This window comes from Mesorhizobium sp. M0514 (assembly GCF_040321145.1).
Taxonomy (GTDB): domain Bacteria; phylum Pseudomonadota; class Alphaproteobacteria; order Rhizobiales; family Rhizobiaceae; genus Mesorhizobium.
The window spans coordinates 1-17,426 of the sequence record NZ_JAMYQZ010000110.1; the positions used below are offsets into that span (position 1 = coordinate 1).

At 59.5% G+C, this 17,426-nt stretch carries 17 protein-coding genes and 2 pseudogenes; 6 read left to right on the plus strand and 13 right to left on the minus strand.

Annotated features, from left to right (window positions below):
* From NKI61_RS28995 to NKI61_RS29015, 5 genes are all read right to left on the minus strand, one after another.
* On the minus strand, window positions 1-163 hold a 163-nt coding region (locus NKI61_RS28995), incomplete at its 3' end, for a methyltransferase domain-containing protein (RefSeq protein ID WP_352841968.1).
* A gap of 1,330 nt (window positions 164-1,493) precedes the next feature.
* Window positions 1,494-1,874, minus strand: coding sequence for a helix-turn-helix domain-containing protein (locus tag NKI61_RS29000; RefSeq protein ID WP_352841969.1), 381 nt, complete (start codon window positions 1,872-1,874; stop codon window positions 1,494-1,496).
* Window positions 1,826-2,005 (minus strand): hypothetical protein, encoded by a 180-nt coding sequence (locus NKI61_RS29005; RefSeq protein WP_352841958.1) that lies wholly within the window; start codon window positions 2,003-2,005, stop codon window positions 1,826-1,828. Before NKI61_RS29005 ends, NKI61_RS29000 begins: the two co-directional genes overlap by 49 nt.
* A 161-nt stretch (window positions 2,006-2,166) precedes the next feature.
* Complete coding sequence (locus NKI61_RS29010) at window positions 2,167-2,370, minus strand: CsbD family protein (RefSeq protein WP_352841959.1); 204 nt, start codon at window positions 2,368-2,370, stop codon at window positions 2,167-2,169.
* Window positions 2,371-2,513: 143 nt separating this feature from the next.
* The gene (locus NKI61_RS29015) at window positions 2,514-2,798 is read right to left on the minus strand and encodes an Hpt domain-containing protein (RefSeq protein ID WP_352841960.1); all 285 of its coding nucleotides are present in this window, start codon (window positions 2,796-2,798) and stop codon (window positions 2,514-2,516) included.
* Between the two features lie 318 nt (window positions 2,799-3,116).
* Between NKI61_RS29015 and NKI61_RS32985 the strand changes: the two genes are divergently transcribed.
* From NKI61_RS32985 to NKI61_RS33000, 5 genes are read left to right on the plus strand one after another with little or no spacing between them, the layout of a single operon-like run.
* A complete protein-coding gene (locus NKI61_RS32985; RefSeq protein WP_502899940.1) occupies window positions 3,117-3,431 on the plus strand; it encodes a phage integrase N-terminal SAM-like domain-containing protein in 315 nt (104 codons plus the stop codon).
* Window positions 3,329-3,859: a tyrosine-type recombinase/integrase gene (locus tag NKI61_RS29020; protein WP_502899941.1), complete on the plus strand. Its 531-nt coding sequence runs from the start codon at window positions 3,329-3,331 to the stop codon at window positions 3,857-3,859. The genes NKI61_RS32985 and NKI61_RS29020 overlap by 103 nt, the downstream gene beginning before the upstream one ends.
* Window positions 3,860-3,862: 3 nt before the next feature.
* Window positions 3,863-4,084 (plus strand): transposase zinc-binding domain-containing protein, encoded by a 222-nt coding sequence (locus tag NKI61_RS32990; protein ID WP_502899938.1) that lies wholly within the window; start codon window positions 3,863-3,865, stop codon window positions 4,082-4,084.
* Window positions 4,085-4,101: 17 nt separating this feature from the next.
* On the plus strand, window positions 4,102-4,524 hold the full coding sequence (locus tag NKI61_RS32995; RefSeq protein WP_502899939.1) for an IS91 family transposase: 423 nt from the start codon (window positions 4,102-4,104) through the stop codon (window positions 4,522-4,524).
* A gap of 49 nt (window positions 4,525-4,573) precedes the next feature.
* Window positions 4,574-5,053 carry a transposase gene (locus NKI61_RS33000; protein ID WP_502899942.1) on the plus strand — a complete coding sequence of 160 codons (480 nt, stop codon included), beginning with the start codon at window positions 4,574-4,576 and terminating at the stop codon, window positions 5,051-5,053.
* Window positions 5,054-5,473: 420 nt separating this feature from the next.
* Here NKI61_RS33000 and NKI61_RS29030 read toward each other — a convergent pair whose 3' ends face one another.
* The 6 genes and pseudogenes from NKI61_RS29030 to NKI61_RS29055 all read right to left on the minus strand — a co-directional run bounded on the left by NKI61_RS29030 (window position 5,474) and on the right by NKI61_RS29055 (window position 13,705).
* Complete coding sequence (locus NKI61_RS29030) at window positions 5,474-7,411, minus strand: DUF3732 domain-containing protein (RefSeq protein WP_352841961.1); 1,938 nt, start codon at window positions 7,409-7,411, stop codon at window positions 5,474-5,476.
* Window positions 7,408-7,887 (minus strand): three component ABC system middle component, encoded by a 480-nt coding sequence (locus NKI61_RS29035; RefSeq protein ID WP_352841962.1) that lies wholly within the window; start codon window positions 7,885-7,887, stop codon window positions 7,408-7,410. Before NKI61_RS29035 ends, NKI61_RS29030 begins: the two co-directional genes overlap by 4 nt.
* Window positions 7,888-7,889: 2 nt before the next feature.
* On the minus strand, window positions 7,890-9,101 hold the full coding sequence (locus NKI61_RS29040) for an ABC-three component system protein (protein WP_352841963.1): 1,212 nt from the start codon (window positions 9,099-9,101) through the stop codon (window positions 7,890-7,892).
* 350 nt (window positions 9,102-9,451) lie between these two features.
* Window positions 9,452-10,786, minus strand: coding sequence for a hypothetical protein (locus NKI61_RS29045; RefSeq protein WP_352841964.1), 1,335 nt, complete (start codon window positions 10,784-10,786; stop codon window positions 9,452-9,454).
* Window positions 10,787-11,580: 794 nt separating this feature from the next.
* Window positions 11,581-12,792, minus strand: a pseudogene (locus tag NKI61_RS29050) (IS91 family transposase).
* Window positions 12,793-12,795: 3 nt separating this feature from the next.
* Window positions 12,796-13,705 (minus strand): annotated as a pseudogene (locus tag NKI61_RS29055) (tyrosine-type recombinase/integrase).
* Window positions 13,706-14,071: 366 nt separating this feature from the next.
* Between NKI61_RS29055 and NKI61_RS29060 the strand changes: the two are divergent.
* A complete protein-coding gene (locus NKI61_RS29060; protein ID WP_352841965.1) occupies window positions 14,072-14,833 on the plus strand; it encodes a hypothetical protein in 762 nt (253 codons plus the stop codon).
* A gap of 49 nt (window positions 14,834-14,882) precedes the next feature.
* Here the strand turns inward: NKI61_RS29060 and NKI61_RS29065 are convergent, their stop codons facing one another.
* Both NKI61_RS29065 and NKI61_RS29070 read right to left on the minus strand, forming a co-directional pair.
* Complete coding sequence (locus NKI61_RS29065) at window positions 14,883-16,196, minus strand: HlyD family type I secretion periplasmic adaptor subunit (protein ID WP_352841966.1); 1,314 nt, start codon at window positions 16,194-16,196, stop codon at window positions 14,883-14,885.
* Window positions 16,183-17,426, minus strand: a 1,244-nt coding sequence (locus tag NKI61_RS29070) for a type I secretion system permease/ATPase (protein WP_352841967.1), incomplete at its 5' end; no start/stop codon positions are given. The genes NKI61_RS29065 and NKI61_RS29070, both read right to left, overlap by 14 nt.

The following is a 17,426-nucleotide window of genomic DNA, read 5'->3' on the forward strand; positions in this document are numbered from 1 at the left end:
CTGCGGATCCAGCTCTAAGGCTTTGCCAGAAGTACACTGTGTGGACGCTGAGAGCCTTGTCGAATGTGCTATCCGGCAAGGGCAAGTCCTCGACTAGCCCAACTCGGAACTCGGCTCGTCCGGCGCGCACTGCATCGGCGAACCGGCGGCAGGCAGCGTTCACGACATCTGCGAGCGGTCAACCCCGCAAACGAATGCTGCCTCACGGAGAAGTTGCGGCAGTAAAACTGCGCCGCCGAAACCGACCTCCACGGCGCGATCTTCCGGGACCAGGTGCACTTGATCGAGAGCGTAGCCGTTGAGCCGGGCATTGCCCCGGTTCATGCCGGCCCGGACCAGCCAGCCGCCGATTCCGGTCGGCCAGGACAGTTGGTTCGCTATAAATCGTGGCGCCCGCCATCCGATCCCACCCGTATTGGCATAAGGCGCTCGTTGGTGGGCAACTCGCCCCCGTCGGATCAGCCGCCTCTATTGGACCTCATTATCCGATGAGAATCCCAAGAGTATCAAGTCATGCGTGGAGTGGTGCCACGTTTTTGCCCGATGACGCCATCATCTTCGCCCCCCGGAAGATGGAAGACAGCAACAGTCGGGCCCGTGCTTTCCTTCCTGGGGTGGCGCGGGCCGCCGTCACCTAGCCTTTGCACGAGCCGGTGATGACGGACGCGAATTTGTTGCTGCTGCGAGCCACACCTACCATTTGGCGGAGCTCTTCGCATATCTCTCTCGCGTCTTGGCGCGAAATCTCGGAGAGATAGCGCAGGATTATAGCCTCTTCAGTCAAGGCCTCCTGAATGTGATTCAATTCCGACAGCTTCCGATCGATAGAGCTCATCTATGCACCATGCGCCTAGAAGCGGTGGCGCGCAAACGCTAGTTCGATACTGAAAAATGAAGGCTGCCCAGTTTTTCCTGCCTCACTGATCCAGTTCGAGCGGCTCATGGTCCGGTTGCTCGTGCCCCATGACCTGGCGGAAGTCACGCCGGTCGACCCGCTGGCCGCAGATGGGGCGCATAGAATTCCCAGTCAGGGTCATGTGCCTTGCCGGGCATGGGCGGTCCGAGGTCGGCTATTCTGGTTATGCCCGGCCTAACCCGTCGTAGCGGCAAAAGTTCCGGAAAGGCGTGCCCGTTGTCCGATCGCCCGCTCGCATTTTTGTACAACATATTCCCGACTTCCATTAGCATCCCCTCATGGCAACTCTGCGGTACGGCGTAAGGCGGCAACCGGATGGGACGTGGACGGTGTTCGACGTGTTCACCGGGCTGCCGGCTATTGTAGCGGGCCCACCCATCTGTCGACCTTCCCGACATGGAGTATGCCGAAGAGCTGGCCGCCATCCTGAATGCCAACGACCTGAAGCAGAGGCTATCTCAAGGGGGGGTCCCCGGAGGGTTCGCCTGACTGAAGTCGGAACAAAGTCAGTGAACAACCGCCCTTGTCAGCGGCCGCTTTAGAGATCGGGTTGCAAAGTGTACCCGGGCTTTTCCCCTTATGATTTTTTCTCCCGGCGGCGCCACTGTCTATTATCGGCGGCGAGGCCGCTATCACCTGCTGAGCGGGCTAGCGATGGAGTGCCTTCGACGGTGAAGACGATTCCGGCATCCTCAAACGGCTTGCGGATGGCGGCGAGGTTGTGGGGACGCGGTTTCCTGAATTCGTTCTCAAGATCGCTGATCACCATTTCGCTAAGATTGGCCTTTGCGGCAAGTCGCACACGCGACCAGTTCAGTAGGGCTCGTGCTGCTTTACGGAGGGTACGGTTCGGCTGTCCATAGACAGTCGAACATTCAGTATCGCTCCTCTTGACCTTCTGCGATTTCTCTAACGGCGTGAGGCCGGCCTCTCGGATAACGCGGCGGGGTTTTCCAATAACTTTGCGGAACGCTGATCGTCACGCCGCAACGTCTTCTTTTTCGGCTTGGTCTTCTCAACCAGATCTGGCCTTTTCGCTATCAGGTAGTCAGCCTTGTTCGTTCGATAATCTTGTTTGTGGATGGACATTTCTACGATCTCCATTGTGGAGATCAACGCGGTTGGAGGCCGACACGTTCCCAAAAATCGCTTGTTCAAGGCCGAGCCGAACGGCACATGCATGCCAAAAACGCGAAAAGGGCGCGGTTCATGACGGCGCCCTTTATTTGAATAGGTTCAACTGTGGTATCCTATGAGTCTTGCCGACCATGCCAGTCGTCGATGTCTCGCCGCACGCGATCCTTCTCAATGCCGTAGCGCTCCTGGATCGTACCTTCGAGCTGATCGCGGTTGCCGGCTATGCGGTCGAGATCATCATCAGTGAGCTTGCCCCACTGCTCCTTGACCTTGCCTTTGAATTGCTTCCAATTTCCTTCGACGCGGTTCCAGTCCATGATGGCGATCTCCTTTCGTTGTCCTTTCGAATAACGGTCGTAGTGGCCGTCAGGTTCCGCTGCAGGTGCGCGCCGACCAAAGCTGGGGCGAGATGACCAGGACCGGCCTGACTGGCCCCAAGAAGTGAGTCCAGCCAGTTGCATCACCGCAGCGTCCGCTCGATTTCAGTTATAAGCGCATCGATCGCGGCATGCACGGCTCCGTCATCCGCCTGCTCGATCAGCGATGTTTCCAGTGCCGATGCCTGCACGCTGACCTCCGCAAACCCGAAGGTTCCCGCGGCTCCAGCGAGCGAGTGCGCCGTCCCAATCAGCGAGTCGTTGGAGCCCTTCAAAAGGACTGTGTGACGCGCCGCCTTCAACTCCGCTAGTTGAGCGGCGCAGCGGGCCAGGAAACGTTGCCGTAGGGGGGCGAAGGGATCTTCCAAAATGGGAGGCGCTCCACGGCCAGGTTTCAGAGGTATTCAAGCAGAAAATTCGGTGGAGTGAAACGAGCTGCTTGGCACGTCAGAGCGGACTAGAGTGGGCCGTGCCCCAACAAACGGCAGCTTCGCGCCTCATGCACGAACCCGCTTCGCGGGAGGGGCGCCTCGGCCTGTGATGGCGCGACAGGCATTTGACTTGAGCGGGTAGAGGCGTCGACCTGACCATGGAGTTCCCTTCAACGAGAGGAACTCGCCATGGCTACCCTGTCGACCGATGCACCAATCTCTCCGCTTCGCCAGCGCATGCAGCACGACATGCTCATGCGTGGCCTGGGCTCCCATACCCAGCAGGACTACGTTCGTCACGTCCGGCGCTTCGCTGCGTTCCTTGGCCGCTCGCCCAACACTGCGACGGCTGAGGACATCCGTCGATTCCAGTTGCATCAGCATGAGAGCGGCGTCGGCCCTGCGACGATCAATGGCGCGGTCTCGGCATTGCGGTTGCGGCGCGGCTGCTCGAAGCCGCACCAAGCATCAAGTATAAGGCCGCGCTCGGCGTCGCCTATGGCGCTGGTCTGCGCGTGTCCGAGGTCGCACACCTCAAGGTCGACGATGTCGATAGCACACGCATGCTGATCCGCGTCGAGCAGGGCAAGGGCCGTAGGGACCGTAATGCGATGCTCTCGCCGCAACTGCTTGAGCTGCTGCGGCTATGGTGGCGCGAAGGCAGGCGGCGCGGGGTGATGCTCCCGCATGGCTGGCTGTTCCCGGGGCGCAGCTGCACGGCGCCGATCTCGTCGCGGCAATTGCACCGCGCAGTCCAGGAGGCTGCCGAGGTCGCCGGCATCCGCAAACGCGTCAGCCCGCACACGCTACGCCACAGCTTCGCCACCCACCTGCTCGAACAGGATGTCGACATCCGCGTCATCCAGGTGCTGCTTGGTCACAGCAAACTCGATACGACCGCGCTCTACACCAAGGGCTCGACGCGGACGATCCATGCGGACGCAGGGCCGCTCGACCGGCTCATGGCGCTGATGGAAGGCAAGACGCCGCCCGGCTGAGCCTTGCGCACGTCTGTCGAGGTCGCCGACATCTTCCGTGCTGCCGGCCCCGCCTATCGGGCCGCCAATGCAGGTCATCTGAGCCTCATCCAGCTCAAAGTGATGTCGGCGATCGAGCATTGTCGCACCGCTGCATTGGGTGGTCATGTCGAAGCCTGTGCGGACTGCGGCCAATGGCGCATCGCCTACAACAGCTGCCGCAACCGGCACTGTCCCAAGTGCTAGGGCGCGGCCGCACGTACATGGCTCGCCGAGCGCGAAGCCGACCTCTGCCAGTCGGCTACTTCAACGTCGTGTTCACGCTGCCCGCCGAGGTCGCGGACATCGCCTTCCATAACAAGGCGCTAGTCTATGATCTGCTGTTCAAGGCGGCATCGGAGACGATGCTGACGATCGCCGCCGATCCCAAGCACCTCGGCGCACGCATCGGCATCACGGCCGTGCTTCACACATGGGGATCGGCGATGACGCACCATCCTCATGTCCACATGATCGTGCCGGGCGGCGGCATCGCGCCGGACGGGTCACGCTGGATATCGTCGCGGCCGGCCTTCCTTCTCCCAGTCAGAGTACTGGGCAAGCTGTTCCGCCGTCTGTTCCTGACCCGGCTGGTCGCGCTGCACGACGCCGGTCGGTTCGCCTCTTCGGATCGATGGCGCACCTGACTGACCGTCGGGCCTTCCTGCGTCATCTGAAGCGTGTTCGCAGCAAGCGCTGGGCGGTCTATGCCAAGCCGCCCTTCGCCGGCCCCAAGCGGTGCTCGCCTACCTGTCGCGCTACACTCACCGGGTCCCCATCTCGAACCGCCGCCTGATCGCCTTCGACAAGGCTGGAGTCACCTTCCGCTATAAGGACTGTGGCCGTGACGGTGTCGAGCGCCAGCGCGCCATGACGCTTGCCGCCGACGAGTTCATCCGCCGCTTCCTGCTCCATGTCCTGCCGCGTGGGTTCCACCGCATCCGTCACTATGGGCTGCTCGCCAGCTCCGCCCGCAAGACCAGCCTCGCACTCGCGCGCGAACTGCTGAACGTCGCTCCGCCGCCCGAAGACCACACTCCGGAAGAACCGGCTGACGTCCGCCCGCCTTGCCCTTGCTGCGGCGGACGCATGGTCGTCATCGAGAGGTTCGAACGGTGGTGCCAGCCTCGTGCACCGCCTGCCTCAAGAGCGCCGAACAGGGAGAACGCTCCATGACCCGGCATGGCCAAGTTGCTCTTATGACCGCGCCACGCCGGCACCGGTCAACGGGATGTTATGTGCACGTTGCCGTGGCGCTGGTCATCACGCACACCAATCCCGTCGGAATCAACGCTACCGGCTCTGCGACCTGGCCCGGAAGCCGCTTCTACGACATGCCCACCGCATCCTATGCGGAAGTTCGCGACAGGCGCTGGCTCACCTCGAGGCACAAATCCCCATAGGTAATCGTCTGCGGCCCGCAGGTTCCTGCATGAGAGACTTTCGTACGCCTGACGACACCCGAAACCCTTCAGCGTCTCGGTCGTTAGCGGTTCGCGATTCTATCCTGAAAGCAGTCGCTCACAGCAAGCGGAGAAATGGGGCGGCTTAAGCTCGAAACATCAGCATCTTCCAGTTGCTGGGGTGCTTATCCGATCAGGCTCTTAGAGGCCAGTCAGAGGGAATGAGCTTGATTCCGGATGCCTTCGTCCATCTGCCCTTTACGGCTGCAACATATTCCGGATCTTCCTCGATATAGGCGTGTTCGATGAGGATGATCTGCAGGCCCGCTTGGCGTGCCGTTTCGTCAAACAGAAAACGGACGATCTGCTGCATCGCGACCTGATCGTCATCCTTCTCCATTTCCTGGAGCCGCTTTTCGTCGCCACCTTTGGGGTAGTAGGGGCGGCTAATCTGATCGATGACGAGAACGCCCGGGACGGGCGCTACGATGGTCTCGAAGAGCTTGTGCAGTGAGAAGGACAGGGCGAGATGGATAGCCAGGTAATTTTGGTCTGAACCTATCTCGGCCATTGTGAGAACCGCTCGACGAGATGGCTCGATCACCGAAATGTTTGGGGTTGAAGAGAACACTACTCGCGAGCCCGTAGCTGGCACCACAGTGGGAAGGTCATCAAGCATCTCGGTCGCAAAGCCGCTGACCATGTTCTCCGCGTCGCGAAGACGGTCCTTTCGGGCCTGCGGATCGACCTGATCCCTCAAGTCTTCGATCCGGGCCAAGAGCGATTCGGTATTCGTCGAAGTCGCCTGGAAGTCTTTCGCCGTTGTCTCGAGGAATTGGTCGATACGGCCCACGACACGAGCCCTCTCCTGTAGAAGAGACCCTGTCTTCACCGCCTCTTCCTCTACCCGGACGAGCCCGCTGATTTGCTCTTCAACTTCCCTCAGGCGGCCGGACTTAGAGCCGATCAAGTTTTCGATATGTCCTGAATGTGCGTCTAGACGAGGACGCATCCCGTCGACCGCGAGAACCTCGTTTGAAACGATCGTTAAAGAATTGCGTATTTGCTCCGCCATTACCTGGCCTGCGGCATTCTCAGCATCACATACGGGACACCGCCCGTCTTCGAGCTTTAGGTGCTCGACCAGACGCAACTTGTGAGACTGCCCAGACACTGCCGATTCGTAGCCGACCGCCTCGCGGATAGTCTGCCTGAGCATCTGACGCTTACCTCTCAGCGCCTGCAATTCGGAAACCAGTTCTCGCCGTTCTTCCTCAAGGACTGCCCGAGCCTCCGAATCTCTGGTGTCTGATGAATCGACCTCATTGCCCGCGACTTCAGCGAGCTGGTTAAGGAGGCTTTGGTCGGACGCATCTGTGGAAGGCAATTCGGCAAGCAAGCCGACACTTTGCGCCTGCGTCAAAAGCGCCATCGAGCGCTGCGTCAAGAGGCTTTGGCTCCGCTCCTGTGCTTTCGCCTCCCGTTCGATCCTCGCCAGCGCGGCTTCAAGTTGTCGAAGCGTCCGCGCGGCGAGCACACTCTCCTGATCGATAGCGCCGAGAAAGTAGGGAATAGTCGCCTTGATGTCCTTTGCTTTTTCCGGTCGGTTCAGGTCGTGCAGCAGTGTCGTCCTACTAATGATGACGTCTCCAGACAAAAAGATGTAGGGAGGTACGTCACGGATGGTCGCGCGCCCCTTTTCAGACTTGGCGGCGATGGCCGGGTCGTCGGTGCCTTGAATGCCGAACGCCTTTTCGATCAATTCGCGCGCAGTCTCTCGATTGGTCGGGCCCTCAAGCTCTTCGGATGTGTCCGGAAGAGTAAGGTTTCGACCTGACCGAACGTACATCAGGCTGGTGCCGCTTCCCGCTTTTGGAATCTTTCTACCAACGACAAGGTCCGTCTCACCCAGCGCCCAGTGAATAGCCACGGCTTCGGCGTGGTTGCGTACGAAGAATGGTAGATTGCAGTCCTTCGACCCAAGGCAGTAATCGATCGCGTCTATGATCGCGGACTTGCCTGTCCCCGATGCACCGGTGATTACATTGACCTTGCCGACATCAAATTCGAGTGTCCTGCGCCTTCCACCGACACCAAAGAATGCAATCTCACGAATGTTCCAACGAGTCACGGCGTCACTCCGAACGCGGAAAAGATTGTTCCAGCTGATCCCGCCTTGCCCATCCAGGTGCCGAGCCGCTCCGCGCGTTTTACGGCGCGCTTCGGTTTCTCTGGCAAGTCGGCAATCGGCGCCTTCGGCGCTTTCCGAGTGCCGAGGCAGATGGTCCCATCGGAATTGAACGATAAGGCCTTTGTACTAAGTCCGAACCGTACCGCCGCTGACACGATGTCCTTCGAGGCGTCTAACCGGGCACCCAAGCCTAGACGAACATCTGGATATCGGTTGAGCCAAGACAGGAGACCTGTTGTAGCGGCCGTCTCCTCGAAGGACGTTTCCAGGTCGTCGGAAAGAGCGAGCGGCAAGGCGAGGTACGCAAGCGCGAGCTCTGGCGATCTTTTCGAAACCGCATGGTACTTTTGGCAGAATCCAACGAGGCCGAATGTACCGAAAGCAGGATTGCTTTCCGCGAAAAGATCGTAAGCCAATCTCATTTCTTAAACCCCAGAAGGGCAACATAGTCAGGATGCCAGCCGACTCGTCCGTCAATCGACAGCACGTGATATGTCCCTCTGACGTAACTTGGCGAAGTAACGGTCGGTGTGAGGTATTCGATTTTGTTGGGTGCTTCAAAGAAGCTCCAGTTCAGTAGCTCGCGTCCTCTGGTCTTTTTCTCGTCGTCGGATTTGCCGTCGCACTTTTCGCACATGTCAGCGTGCATGTATGACCACTCCTCGGTCAGCCGATCGTCATACTTGGAAATCTTCTCTTGCCAGGTCGGGTTATCGGTGGACCATCGCGACCGAGATGCACGAGCACGCCATTCATGGGTGATAGCCCTTTGAAGCCAGGATGCAGGTGATTCCACCAGCTTGATCTGGCTCTCGACCATCGGATGCGATCGGTAGGTATCTGGGGGAAGCTCCGTCGCATAATAGTCCACGAGGTTGTCGTGTTCGATATCGGCAACGATCTCCATATGTCGCTTCACGAGCTCGAAGCGGTGGATGGCCTTATCCCGCTTCCCACAGTGCGCATGGATGATCTGGCGATTCCACCACTCCACCATGCGTGACGCTACATCGGACTGATCTTTCGCGAGCACGGAGGTCAGTCTTTTCGCGAGTTCGTCCTCAATGTGTTTGATGTTCTGTTGGCCGGGCATCAATTTGACCCTGGAGAGGATCTCGGCCTGTTTCTCGTCGGAGAGGTTTAGAAATGCCTCGCAGCCCGGAGCGCGTTTCGCATGAGGAAGCGGCACCACCCCTTTCTCCACTGCGTCTGCCCTTTCCTGCACGACACGCTTCGCTTCCTCTCGGAGGGCGATCAGAAGCTCGGCACGGCTTTCTGCGTCGTCGAGAAGGACTTTAAGCGAAGAGGTTGGGGAGATATCTGCGACCGTGACGAGGTGAAGCGATGTCGTGGAAAGGTCAAGATCTGGAAGGACGTCGATCCACGCCTTCAATGTCTTCCAAAGGTTCACACTCGCCAAGCTGATCGCGTCCGGTTTTTTCGACAGCGAATGTTTGAGCTGCTCGAGGATCGTCTGTCCGTTAGTTTCGAGTACAACATCGTCGAGCGTCTCAAGATAGATCACGGCTTCGAGACTTGTCTCACTCCAAAGCCTCAAAAGCGCATATTGGGCCTGGTAAAGAAAACCTAAGGCTGAGGCATCGGCACTGTGGGCGTTCATTTTGATCATTTCGATTCGGAGAAGGCAAACTGAGCCAGCCGTCACTCTAAAAACACCAATCGGTGTCCAACATCTATAGGAAGATTCATCCCTTGGGGAGGCTCTGGATGGAGTGTCTGATAGCGGCCAGGCAAAGAGCGGTTCGTTCTCATTTCAGTATTGGCCGCTTTGATCATTCGATGACCGGTGACCTGCCAGTCCGCTAACCGCCCAAAACTAGACGTCGGGAAATTCGAGGGCAGGGGCAGTCCATGGCGCAGATTGAAGACAGCTTTGCCACCGCCTGAAAGCAGACATTGCCGACGACCACGCTCTTCGTTGATCATTGAGATATATTGGCGTTTCGTTTTGCGGCGCGGCTATTTGCGTTCCAGAAGGTTGGGGTCTTTCATTACCGCAAAAGTGGTTCCCGGCACGAACAGGTGCATCCTGATAGGATCGCTCACGAACACGCGCTTATCAAAAAACTTTGCCACCAACCTGGCCCAGTAGTATGCGCTTTTATCTGCCGCGAACATGAGTGCTGCCCGAAAGTGAGGCGATTTGTCGTCGATCCTCACGAAGGCATCGACCTTGTGAACGTACGGCACACGATCGGGGTCTAACTTTATGATTCGGCTTGTGGAGAACGGAATCTCCCCGGCGCCGCCCTCAATTGGATGAACCGGCAGGGTGGCGCAAAACAGGGAGATATGCTTGACACCACTGGCTTCGCTCTCGATCTGACCGTAGATCATGGCCCAGTTCCAGCCAGTTCCCCAAGGGTTCTCCTCCTCCCAACGGTTAAAGTCCGCTGGCTCCTGCACCGGTTGGGGTTGAACCTGACTTTCCTCGGTAGCGAATTCAGAAAGGGATTTGTAGTTCCGGTATTCGCGTTGAGCGAAGTCCGCCACGCGCTTTCTTAGTACCTCTGTAAGGTCCCACGTTGCAAAGCGGTCGAATGCATCAAAATCACGTCCGAGCTTCAAATTCGAGAAGTCTACACCCTCATATGAGTCAGTGTCGATCCTGGCGCATGCATCCCAATCAACCAACATGACTTTTCCCTCGTGCTCCACAAAGTTGAATCGAACTTTTGCGGACACCGTCGACTCACTGCTCTCATTGATCAACAGAAGCCTTGCAAACTCAGACGGCGAGAAAATCTGTACGTATGGGGTGCGGTCCATCTCCACCCGGGAAACTTCAATGTCGATGCTGGTGATGTCGACGGCTTTCCCAGACTCGGCGACGAGAAAGTCGAGAATGGGATACCCGACGCGCCACCCCATTCCCCCGGATTCGAGTGGGGAAAAGAACTGGTTCACCACCGCAACCTGATACGGCAAACCGTCCCGCGTGCCGCCTTCGCCTGGCCCACCCTTAACATCGAAATTGAAATGCGTGGCGCCTTCCAGCCTCTCATTCGCCCCCGCGAATGGAGCAATGTGCGTCTCTAGCGAGATGTCGGGGAAGAGTTTTGCAATGTCCGGCGACGCGGCATCGGCAACACCTACTCCACCCGCGACATAAAACTCGCCCGGATCGCAAAAAGCGTACTTTATGCATGCCGAGTTTATTGCGCTTCCTATCGATCCTATATCGGCCACGAAGGCTGCCACGCCGGCAACAAAAGCGGCAATAGCGACGGCCAAAACTTTTAGGAAGCCACTTTTCGCCTTAGCGCCGACCGCTTCTGATGATCTCTCGTTCAATTGTTTCCTCCTGTACGACAATTAGAGAAGTTCATACCGATATGGAAGAGCTAAGGTGAACTAATAGCTACGTCAGGCGGAATGTTATTATTGGGTGGAACTAAAGGCGTACGTCAAAGGTTCGGCTCATGCGCTCAATCACAAAGAGCCATGTCTCAAAACGCTAGAGCCAGCAGCTTTCACTGGCGGTGGGAATTGGCGCTACTTGCTCGTTCCCATTAACGAGACGAATTGCGATTTTCCGCACCCATTCTGGACGTTCCTAGACGGTGGTTTGAAGGGCAGCAGAGGGTCAGCTCACGACAATGCTCACGGCTGCCGTAATGTCCGGCCCTGAAGATTTCCCGCCTGAAGCAGCCGGTCCGCAAACCCCCAAATTGAGACGGTCATGGCCTCGTTGGTGTGTGTCGGCAGTTGGCGCAAAGCGATCCGCAGTAAGCTGGGCATAAGGTCGGCTTTCTAGCCCAGTTATCCCGAAAGCGGACTGTCCACTCTCGTGAAGAGTTTCGGGCGCCGGCAGGCGTACGAAAGTCCCCGAGGAAGGAACCCGCGGGCCACAGGCGATGGTTATGGGGATTTCGATTTGCGGCTGGTGTCAGCGATGGCGCGACCGACGTTGGGAAGCGGCGGGTTTGATGCGGCCGGACCGTTTCGCCTTTCAGCCACGTGGTATTGTCGGCTCGTCGCGCGGCCGGACGCGACCCGTTCGGCGTCGATGATCACCATGGACACGCGTGGGTCCGTTGCCGAAGGCTGAGTGCCTGCGGCTGAAGGCTGGAGCATGCCATGCCGGGTCATGGAGAGTTCTCCCGGTTCGTCGCCGTGGTGTCCGGCGGTCCGCGCGGCTGTCGCCACCGTTCGAACGTCTCGATGATGATCATGCTTCCGCCGCAGCACCGGCATGGCGGACGGAAGTCAGTCGGTTCTAACGAGTTGTCGTCCTCCGACGGCGCAGCGACGTTCAGCAGTTCGCGGGCGCGTGCGAGGCTGGTCTTGCGAGCGGAGCCGGCGAGCAGGCCGTAGTGACGGATGCGGTGGAAGCCACGTGGCAGGATGTGGAGCAGGAATCGGCGGATAAACTCGTCGGTAGCGAGTGTCATGACCTGCTGCCGATCGGTGCCGTCACGACGATAGTCCTTGTAGCGGAACGTGATCCCTGCCTCATCGAACCGGATGAGGCGGCGGTTCGAGATCGCAACCCGGTGAGTATAGCGGGACAGATAGGCGAGCACCGCCTCCGGCCCGGCGAATGGCGCCTTGGCGTACACCACCCAGCGCTTCTTGCGGACCAGCGACAGGTGCCGCACGAATGCCTGCCGCGCGGACAGGTGCGCCATCGATCCGAAGAAGGCGAGCCGTCCTGCGTCGTGTAGCGCGACCAGCCGGGTGAGGAAGAGCCGTCGGAACAGCTTGCCGAGTACGCGCACCGGAAGCAGGAAGGCCGACCGAGAAGATATCCAGCGGCTTCCGTCCGGCGCGATGCCGCCGTCCGGCGCGATGCCGCCGCCCGGCACGATCATGTGCAGGTGCGGATGGTGCGTCATCGCCGATCCCCAGGTGTGGAGCACCGCGGTGATGCCGATGCGCCCGCCGAGGTGTCTTGGGTCGGCGGCGATAGTCAGCATCGTCTCCGCTGCCGCCTTGAACAGCAGGTAGTAGACGAGCGCCTTGTTGTGGAACGCGATGTCAGCGACCTCGGCTGGCAGCGTGAACACGACGTGGAAGTAGCCGACCGGCAACAGGTCGGCCTCGCGCTCGGCCAGCCAAGTCCTCGCCGCCGCGCCCTGGCACTTCGGGCAGTGCCGGTTGCGGCAGGAGTTGTAGGCGATCCGCTATTGACCGCAGTCCTCGCAAGCCTCGACGTGACCGCCAAGGGCTGCGGTGCGGCAATACTCGATCGCCGACATGACCTTGAGCTGGGCGAGGCTCAGGTGACCTGCATGGGCGGCCCGGTAAGCGGATCCGGCAGCACGGAAGATGTCGGCGACCTCGATCGAGGCGCGCACGGCTCAGATGTCGGGCGAGACCTCTCCCGGCTTGAACAGCCCGAGCTTGTCGACCGGGCTCGTCACGGCACGCACCGTCCGGGTCGCCACCTTCGCGTAAAGGGCGGTGTTGTTGAGCTTGGCATGCCCGAGCAGGACCTGGATGATCCGGATGTCGGTGCCCTCCTCCCAGCAGGTGGGTGGCGAACCTGTGGCGCAGCGTGTGCGGCCCGACCCGCTTGGCGATGTCGGCGGCCTGGGCCGCCTCGACGACGATGCGATAGAGCTGCCGCGTGCTGATCGGCTTAATCGCGTGCTGTCCGGGGAACAGCCAGCCGTCGCGGTGCATCACGCCCTGCTGACGTCCGACCTTCCACCACTCACGCAGAAGCGTGAGCAGGTCCTCCGAGAGCATGGCATTGCGATAGCGCCCGCCCTTGCCACGCTCGACGCGCAGCAGCATGCGCTCGCTGTCGACGTCGGCAACCTTCAGCATCGACACCTCGGCGACGCGCAGGCCCGCGCCATAGGCAACCGACAGTGCGGCCTGGTGCTTGAGACACGTGGTGGCGTTGAGCAGCCGGGCCACCTCGTCGCGGCTGAGCACCACGGGCAGGTTGCGCGGATGCGCCAGCCGGACAAGCCTGCGCGCGAGGTCCGGGCGGTCGAGCGTGTGGGTGAAGAAGAAGCGCAGCGCCGACACGATGCTGTTCATCGTTGGCACGGGAACGCCGTCCTCCTGCTGCTCGATCTGGAACCGGCGCAGGTCGTCGGCGGTAGCGGTGTCTGGTGAACGCCCGAGGACTGTCGCCAGGCGTCCGATGTCGCGGAGATAGTTGCGCTGCGTCTCGCGTGAGAAGCGCCGCATATTCATGTCGTCGATCAGCCGCTGGCGCAGCGGGCTGATGGGTGCATCGAGAACGGGGTGCTGCATGGTCAGGCTCCTTGTTGAAGAAGCCCGTCATGCTCTGCCCCCGCTGGACGACGCTCAATGCAGGCGCGACGCCCGGCCTGTGCCCTCTACCTCAATCGCAGGCGCCCTCCCGCGCAGCGGGTTCGTTCTTCGGCCCAAAACCTGCCTGGCAGGTTTGCGCCACCGCCTCTTCCCGGACGTTCGAGCGAACTTTGCCTTCGCTCAAAAGCGGACGTTACAGCAGAGGTTTGCAGACGACCGCCTAGCGCCCCCAATCTAGTCATTCATGTGAGAGTTCTCTATGAGCTAAAGCGGACATATGTTCAAAGCACAAATCTGGTCGTTGCCCTCTGAACCAAACGGCCGGTGAGTTAGATTGCATCTGCTATGGACAAGCCCCCTGCACTGATCTCTTGCGACGAGGCCGGTTTTACCGGGCCAAAGCTGCTCGACGACAATCAGCCGATCTTTGCCTATGCCGCGATCGACCTTTCGGCGGAGGAAGCCGACGCCATCGTCAAGGCCATCAAGACAAAGTACCGCGTCCAAGCGCCTGAGCTGAAGTCGAAGCTGCTGCGCAAGCGCGACAACTGGCCGGCCATCGCCTTCGACATCGTGCAGAACATCTCGGGCCGGGCTATTGTGATTGCCGCTGACAAGCGGCTCAATCTCGGCGGCAAGGCGTTCGAATATCTGTTCGAGCCGGTGCTGCAGGCCAAGAATGGGCTGTTCTACCATTACGACCTGCACCGCTTTGTCATGAACGCGATGCACCGCATTCTGTTCGCCGCCGGGCAACCGGTGCCGGCTCTGGCGCACGAGTTGCAGGCGTTGATGAAATCGTTCGATCCGGCCGACGCTCCGACACTGTTTGCGGCGGCCGCCGACGCGAAAGAGAGCAGTAAGATTCTGGACTGCGTGCTGCGCTTTGCCCGCGGGTATGCCGACACCATTGCCGAGCAGACAAAACATCTCAGGGCTGATGAGAGCCAGACAGGGAAGTGGACGCTTGATCTCACCACCACAAGCCTGTTCAGCCTGATCCTGCTAGGCTGGGGTCATCGGCACGAGAAACTCGAATCCTGTGCGACGATTCCAAGCCGCTGCAGGAAATGTGTCTATGCTTTCAGATCTTTACCACGCACATAGCCTGCGGACAACCAACAGAAATACCAACAATATATTCCCGTGGGTTATTTCATTCCTCCCGGAATGTCCGACTGATTTGGTCCGACAGCGGCTTCACGAAATAGGAAAGCGCCGTACGCTCGCCCGTCTGGACCATCGCTTCGGCCGGCATACCGGGCACGAGCGTCAGGCCCTTGAGCTTCGTCAGTTCCGCCTGCGGAACCGACAGGCGCACCAGGTAGTACGAAATGCCGTTTTTTTCGTCCGTCGCCAGATCGGCTGCGATCCGGCTGACATATCCGTTCAATATCGGCGTGGTTCTCAGATTGAAGGCTGACATCCGCAGCACGGCGTTGTGACCAAGCTGGATTTGGTCGATGTCCTTCGGGGTGATTCGTACTTCAAGTGCAAGATCGTCGCCTTCCGGCACGATTAGCATGATCGGATCGGCGGGCGTAATCACTCCGCCGACCGTATGAACTGCGAGTTGTTGAATGGTGCCTGACTGCGGCGCGACGACATCGATCCGCCGCAGTTCCTGTTCAACCGCCACCTTGCGCTCAACATACTCCCCGACCTGCGCCTGAACCTCTCTGAGCTCCTGGCCGACTTCCGTCTTGAAATCCTGATCGATCTGCGGGATCTGCAGGCGCGTTTCGGCTATGCGGGCTGCTGTCTGTGCCTGATCTGCGATCTTCTCACCGCGTTCGCCACCGAAAGTGGCAACCTGGATCTTCAGGCTGTTCAACCGTTGGACCGAGACAATGCCTTGCTCGCGCAGCCCACTTAGAACAGCAATTTCCTTTTGGAGAACCTCGATCATTTTTTCACAGGCAATTTCCTGCGCCTTGAGTCCTTCGATCTCGTGGTGATATTGAGTAATGCGTTCCGCCAATTGCGCCTGCTTCCCGTCGCGGGATTGCCTGCGGAATTCGAACAGCAACGTCTCGCTATCTATTGCCGAAGCTACGTCTGGAACATCTCTTCGGGCGAGTAGCCAGTCCGGGAAGGCGATTTCCGCGAGATCGTCACGCTCAGCATCGAGTCGTGCCAGGTAGGCGCCCAGCTCATCGAGCCGCTTGGTGACTATGGCGAGATTAGCGCGCGTCTGGGTGGCATCGAGCCGCATGAGGATGTCGCCGGCTTTTACTTTATCGCCTTCGCGCACCAGGATTTCTCCCACCACCCCGCCAGTCGGGTGCTGCACCTTCTTGACATACGAAACGACGACAAAGTGTCCGGACGCTACAACCGCACCGGAGAGATTCGTGAAGGTCGCCCAGGCTCCGGCTCCTCCCACAAAGATCACGCTCGCCAGAAGGCCCGCCACCAGGTGGCGGCGAATGGAGCTTGAAACGTCATTGTTCTGATCAATGCCGGACACCGGTATCCTCCATGTCAGCGCGCTCTGCCACGCGATCCTGTGTAGACTCGACGGCCTTCAGGACTTTGGAACGCGCACCGAATGCTCGCTGCCGTCCACCTTCCATCACCAACACCAAATCCACGGCGCGGATGACGCTCGGCTGATGGCAGACGACAACCGCAATGCCCTTGCGCTCGCGCACGGAGGCGATCGCATTAGCGACTGCAGCTTCGCCTTCCGCATCGAGATGGGTATTGGGTTCATCCAGCACAACAAGGAAAGGGTCTCGATAAAGGGCCCGGGCAAGACCGATAAGCTGGCGCTGCCCGGCGGAAAGTGCCGCTCCGGCCTCACCGACCGGAGTTTCGTATCCGTGCTCAAATCGGAGGATCAGTTCGTGCGTGCCCGCTGCCTTCGCCGCGGCGACAATAGCCTCAGGGTCAGGATCATGTTCAAAACGAGCAATGTTTTCGGCAATGGTGCCGTCGAACAGTTCAACACCTTGTGGCAGATAGCCGATATGACGGCCTAGTGCTTCCCGGTCCCATTGATCGAGGCTTGCGCTGTCAATGCGAACCTTCCCGGCGACCGGCGTCCATGCGCCGACGATGGCGCGCGAGAGTGTCGACTTGCCCGAGCCCGATGGACCGATGACCCCGAGTGCGCTTCCCGCCTGAATGGCAAACGCAAGGCCGGTCACCGTCAGCTTGCTTTCACCGGGCGGAACGATTGTCACGCTTTCGAGGCGCAGTTCGCGTTCAGGTGCAGGCATAGGCACAACAGGAGCGGTTTCAGGAACCTTTTCCAAGAGGTCCTCCAGCCGCGCCCAACCCTGGCGCGCCATGAGGAAGGGTTTCCAGCTTGAAATGGCCAGATCGACCGGAGCCAGCGCACGCCCCATCATTATCGAACTGACAATCATGACCCCGGCCGTAGTCTCCTGCCTGACGACAAGGTACGCACCGACCGTAAGAATTGCCGATTGCACCTGCAGGCGCAAGTCGGCATTGCAACGCGCTGCGTGCAGCAGACCATTGCGTGCCATGTTGTGGGCAAGGGTATCGCTTATCGGCCCTTGCGAGAGAGTGTTGGCAAGGAGTGTCAGAGATGTGAGACCGACCGCCCCGATAAGTGCCGTCATGCCGATCCAGAAATGAAGGAGGAAGCAAATGCCGAGATAAAACAGCATCCATGGCAGATCGAAGAACGCTGTCGGACCGTTTCCACCTAAGAAGCCGCGAACATTGT

What these genes read in the sequence shown, in the direction of transcription:
- NKI61_RS32985 (WP_502899940.1), top strand. Translation starts at nt 3,117, where the DNA reads ATGCGTGGCCTGGGCTCCCATACCCAGCAGGACTACGTTCGTCACGTC.
- NKI61_RS29060 (WP_352841965.1), top strand. Translation starts at nt 14,072, where the DNA reads ATGGACAAGCCCCCTGCACTGATCTCTTGCGACGAGGCCGGTTTTACC.
- NKI61_RS29005 (WP_352841958.1), bottom strand. Translation starts at nt 2,005, where the DNA reads ATGTCCATCCACAAACAAGATTATCGAACGAACAAGGCTGACTACCTG.
- NKI61_RS29040 (WP_352841963.1), bottom strand. Translation starts at nt 9,101, where the DNA reads ATGATCAAAATGAACGCCCACAGTGCCGATGCCTCAGCCTTAGGTTTT.
- NKI61_RS32995 (WP_502899939.1), top strand. Translation starts at nt 4,102, where the DNA reads ATGGCTCGCCGAGCGCGAAGCCGACCTCTGCCAGTCGGCTACTTCAAC.
- NKI61_RS29010 (WP_352841959.1), bottom strand. Translation starts at nt 2,370, where the DNA reads ATGGACTGGAACCGCGTCGAAGGAAATTGGAAGCAATTCAAAGGCAAG.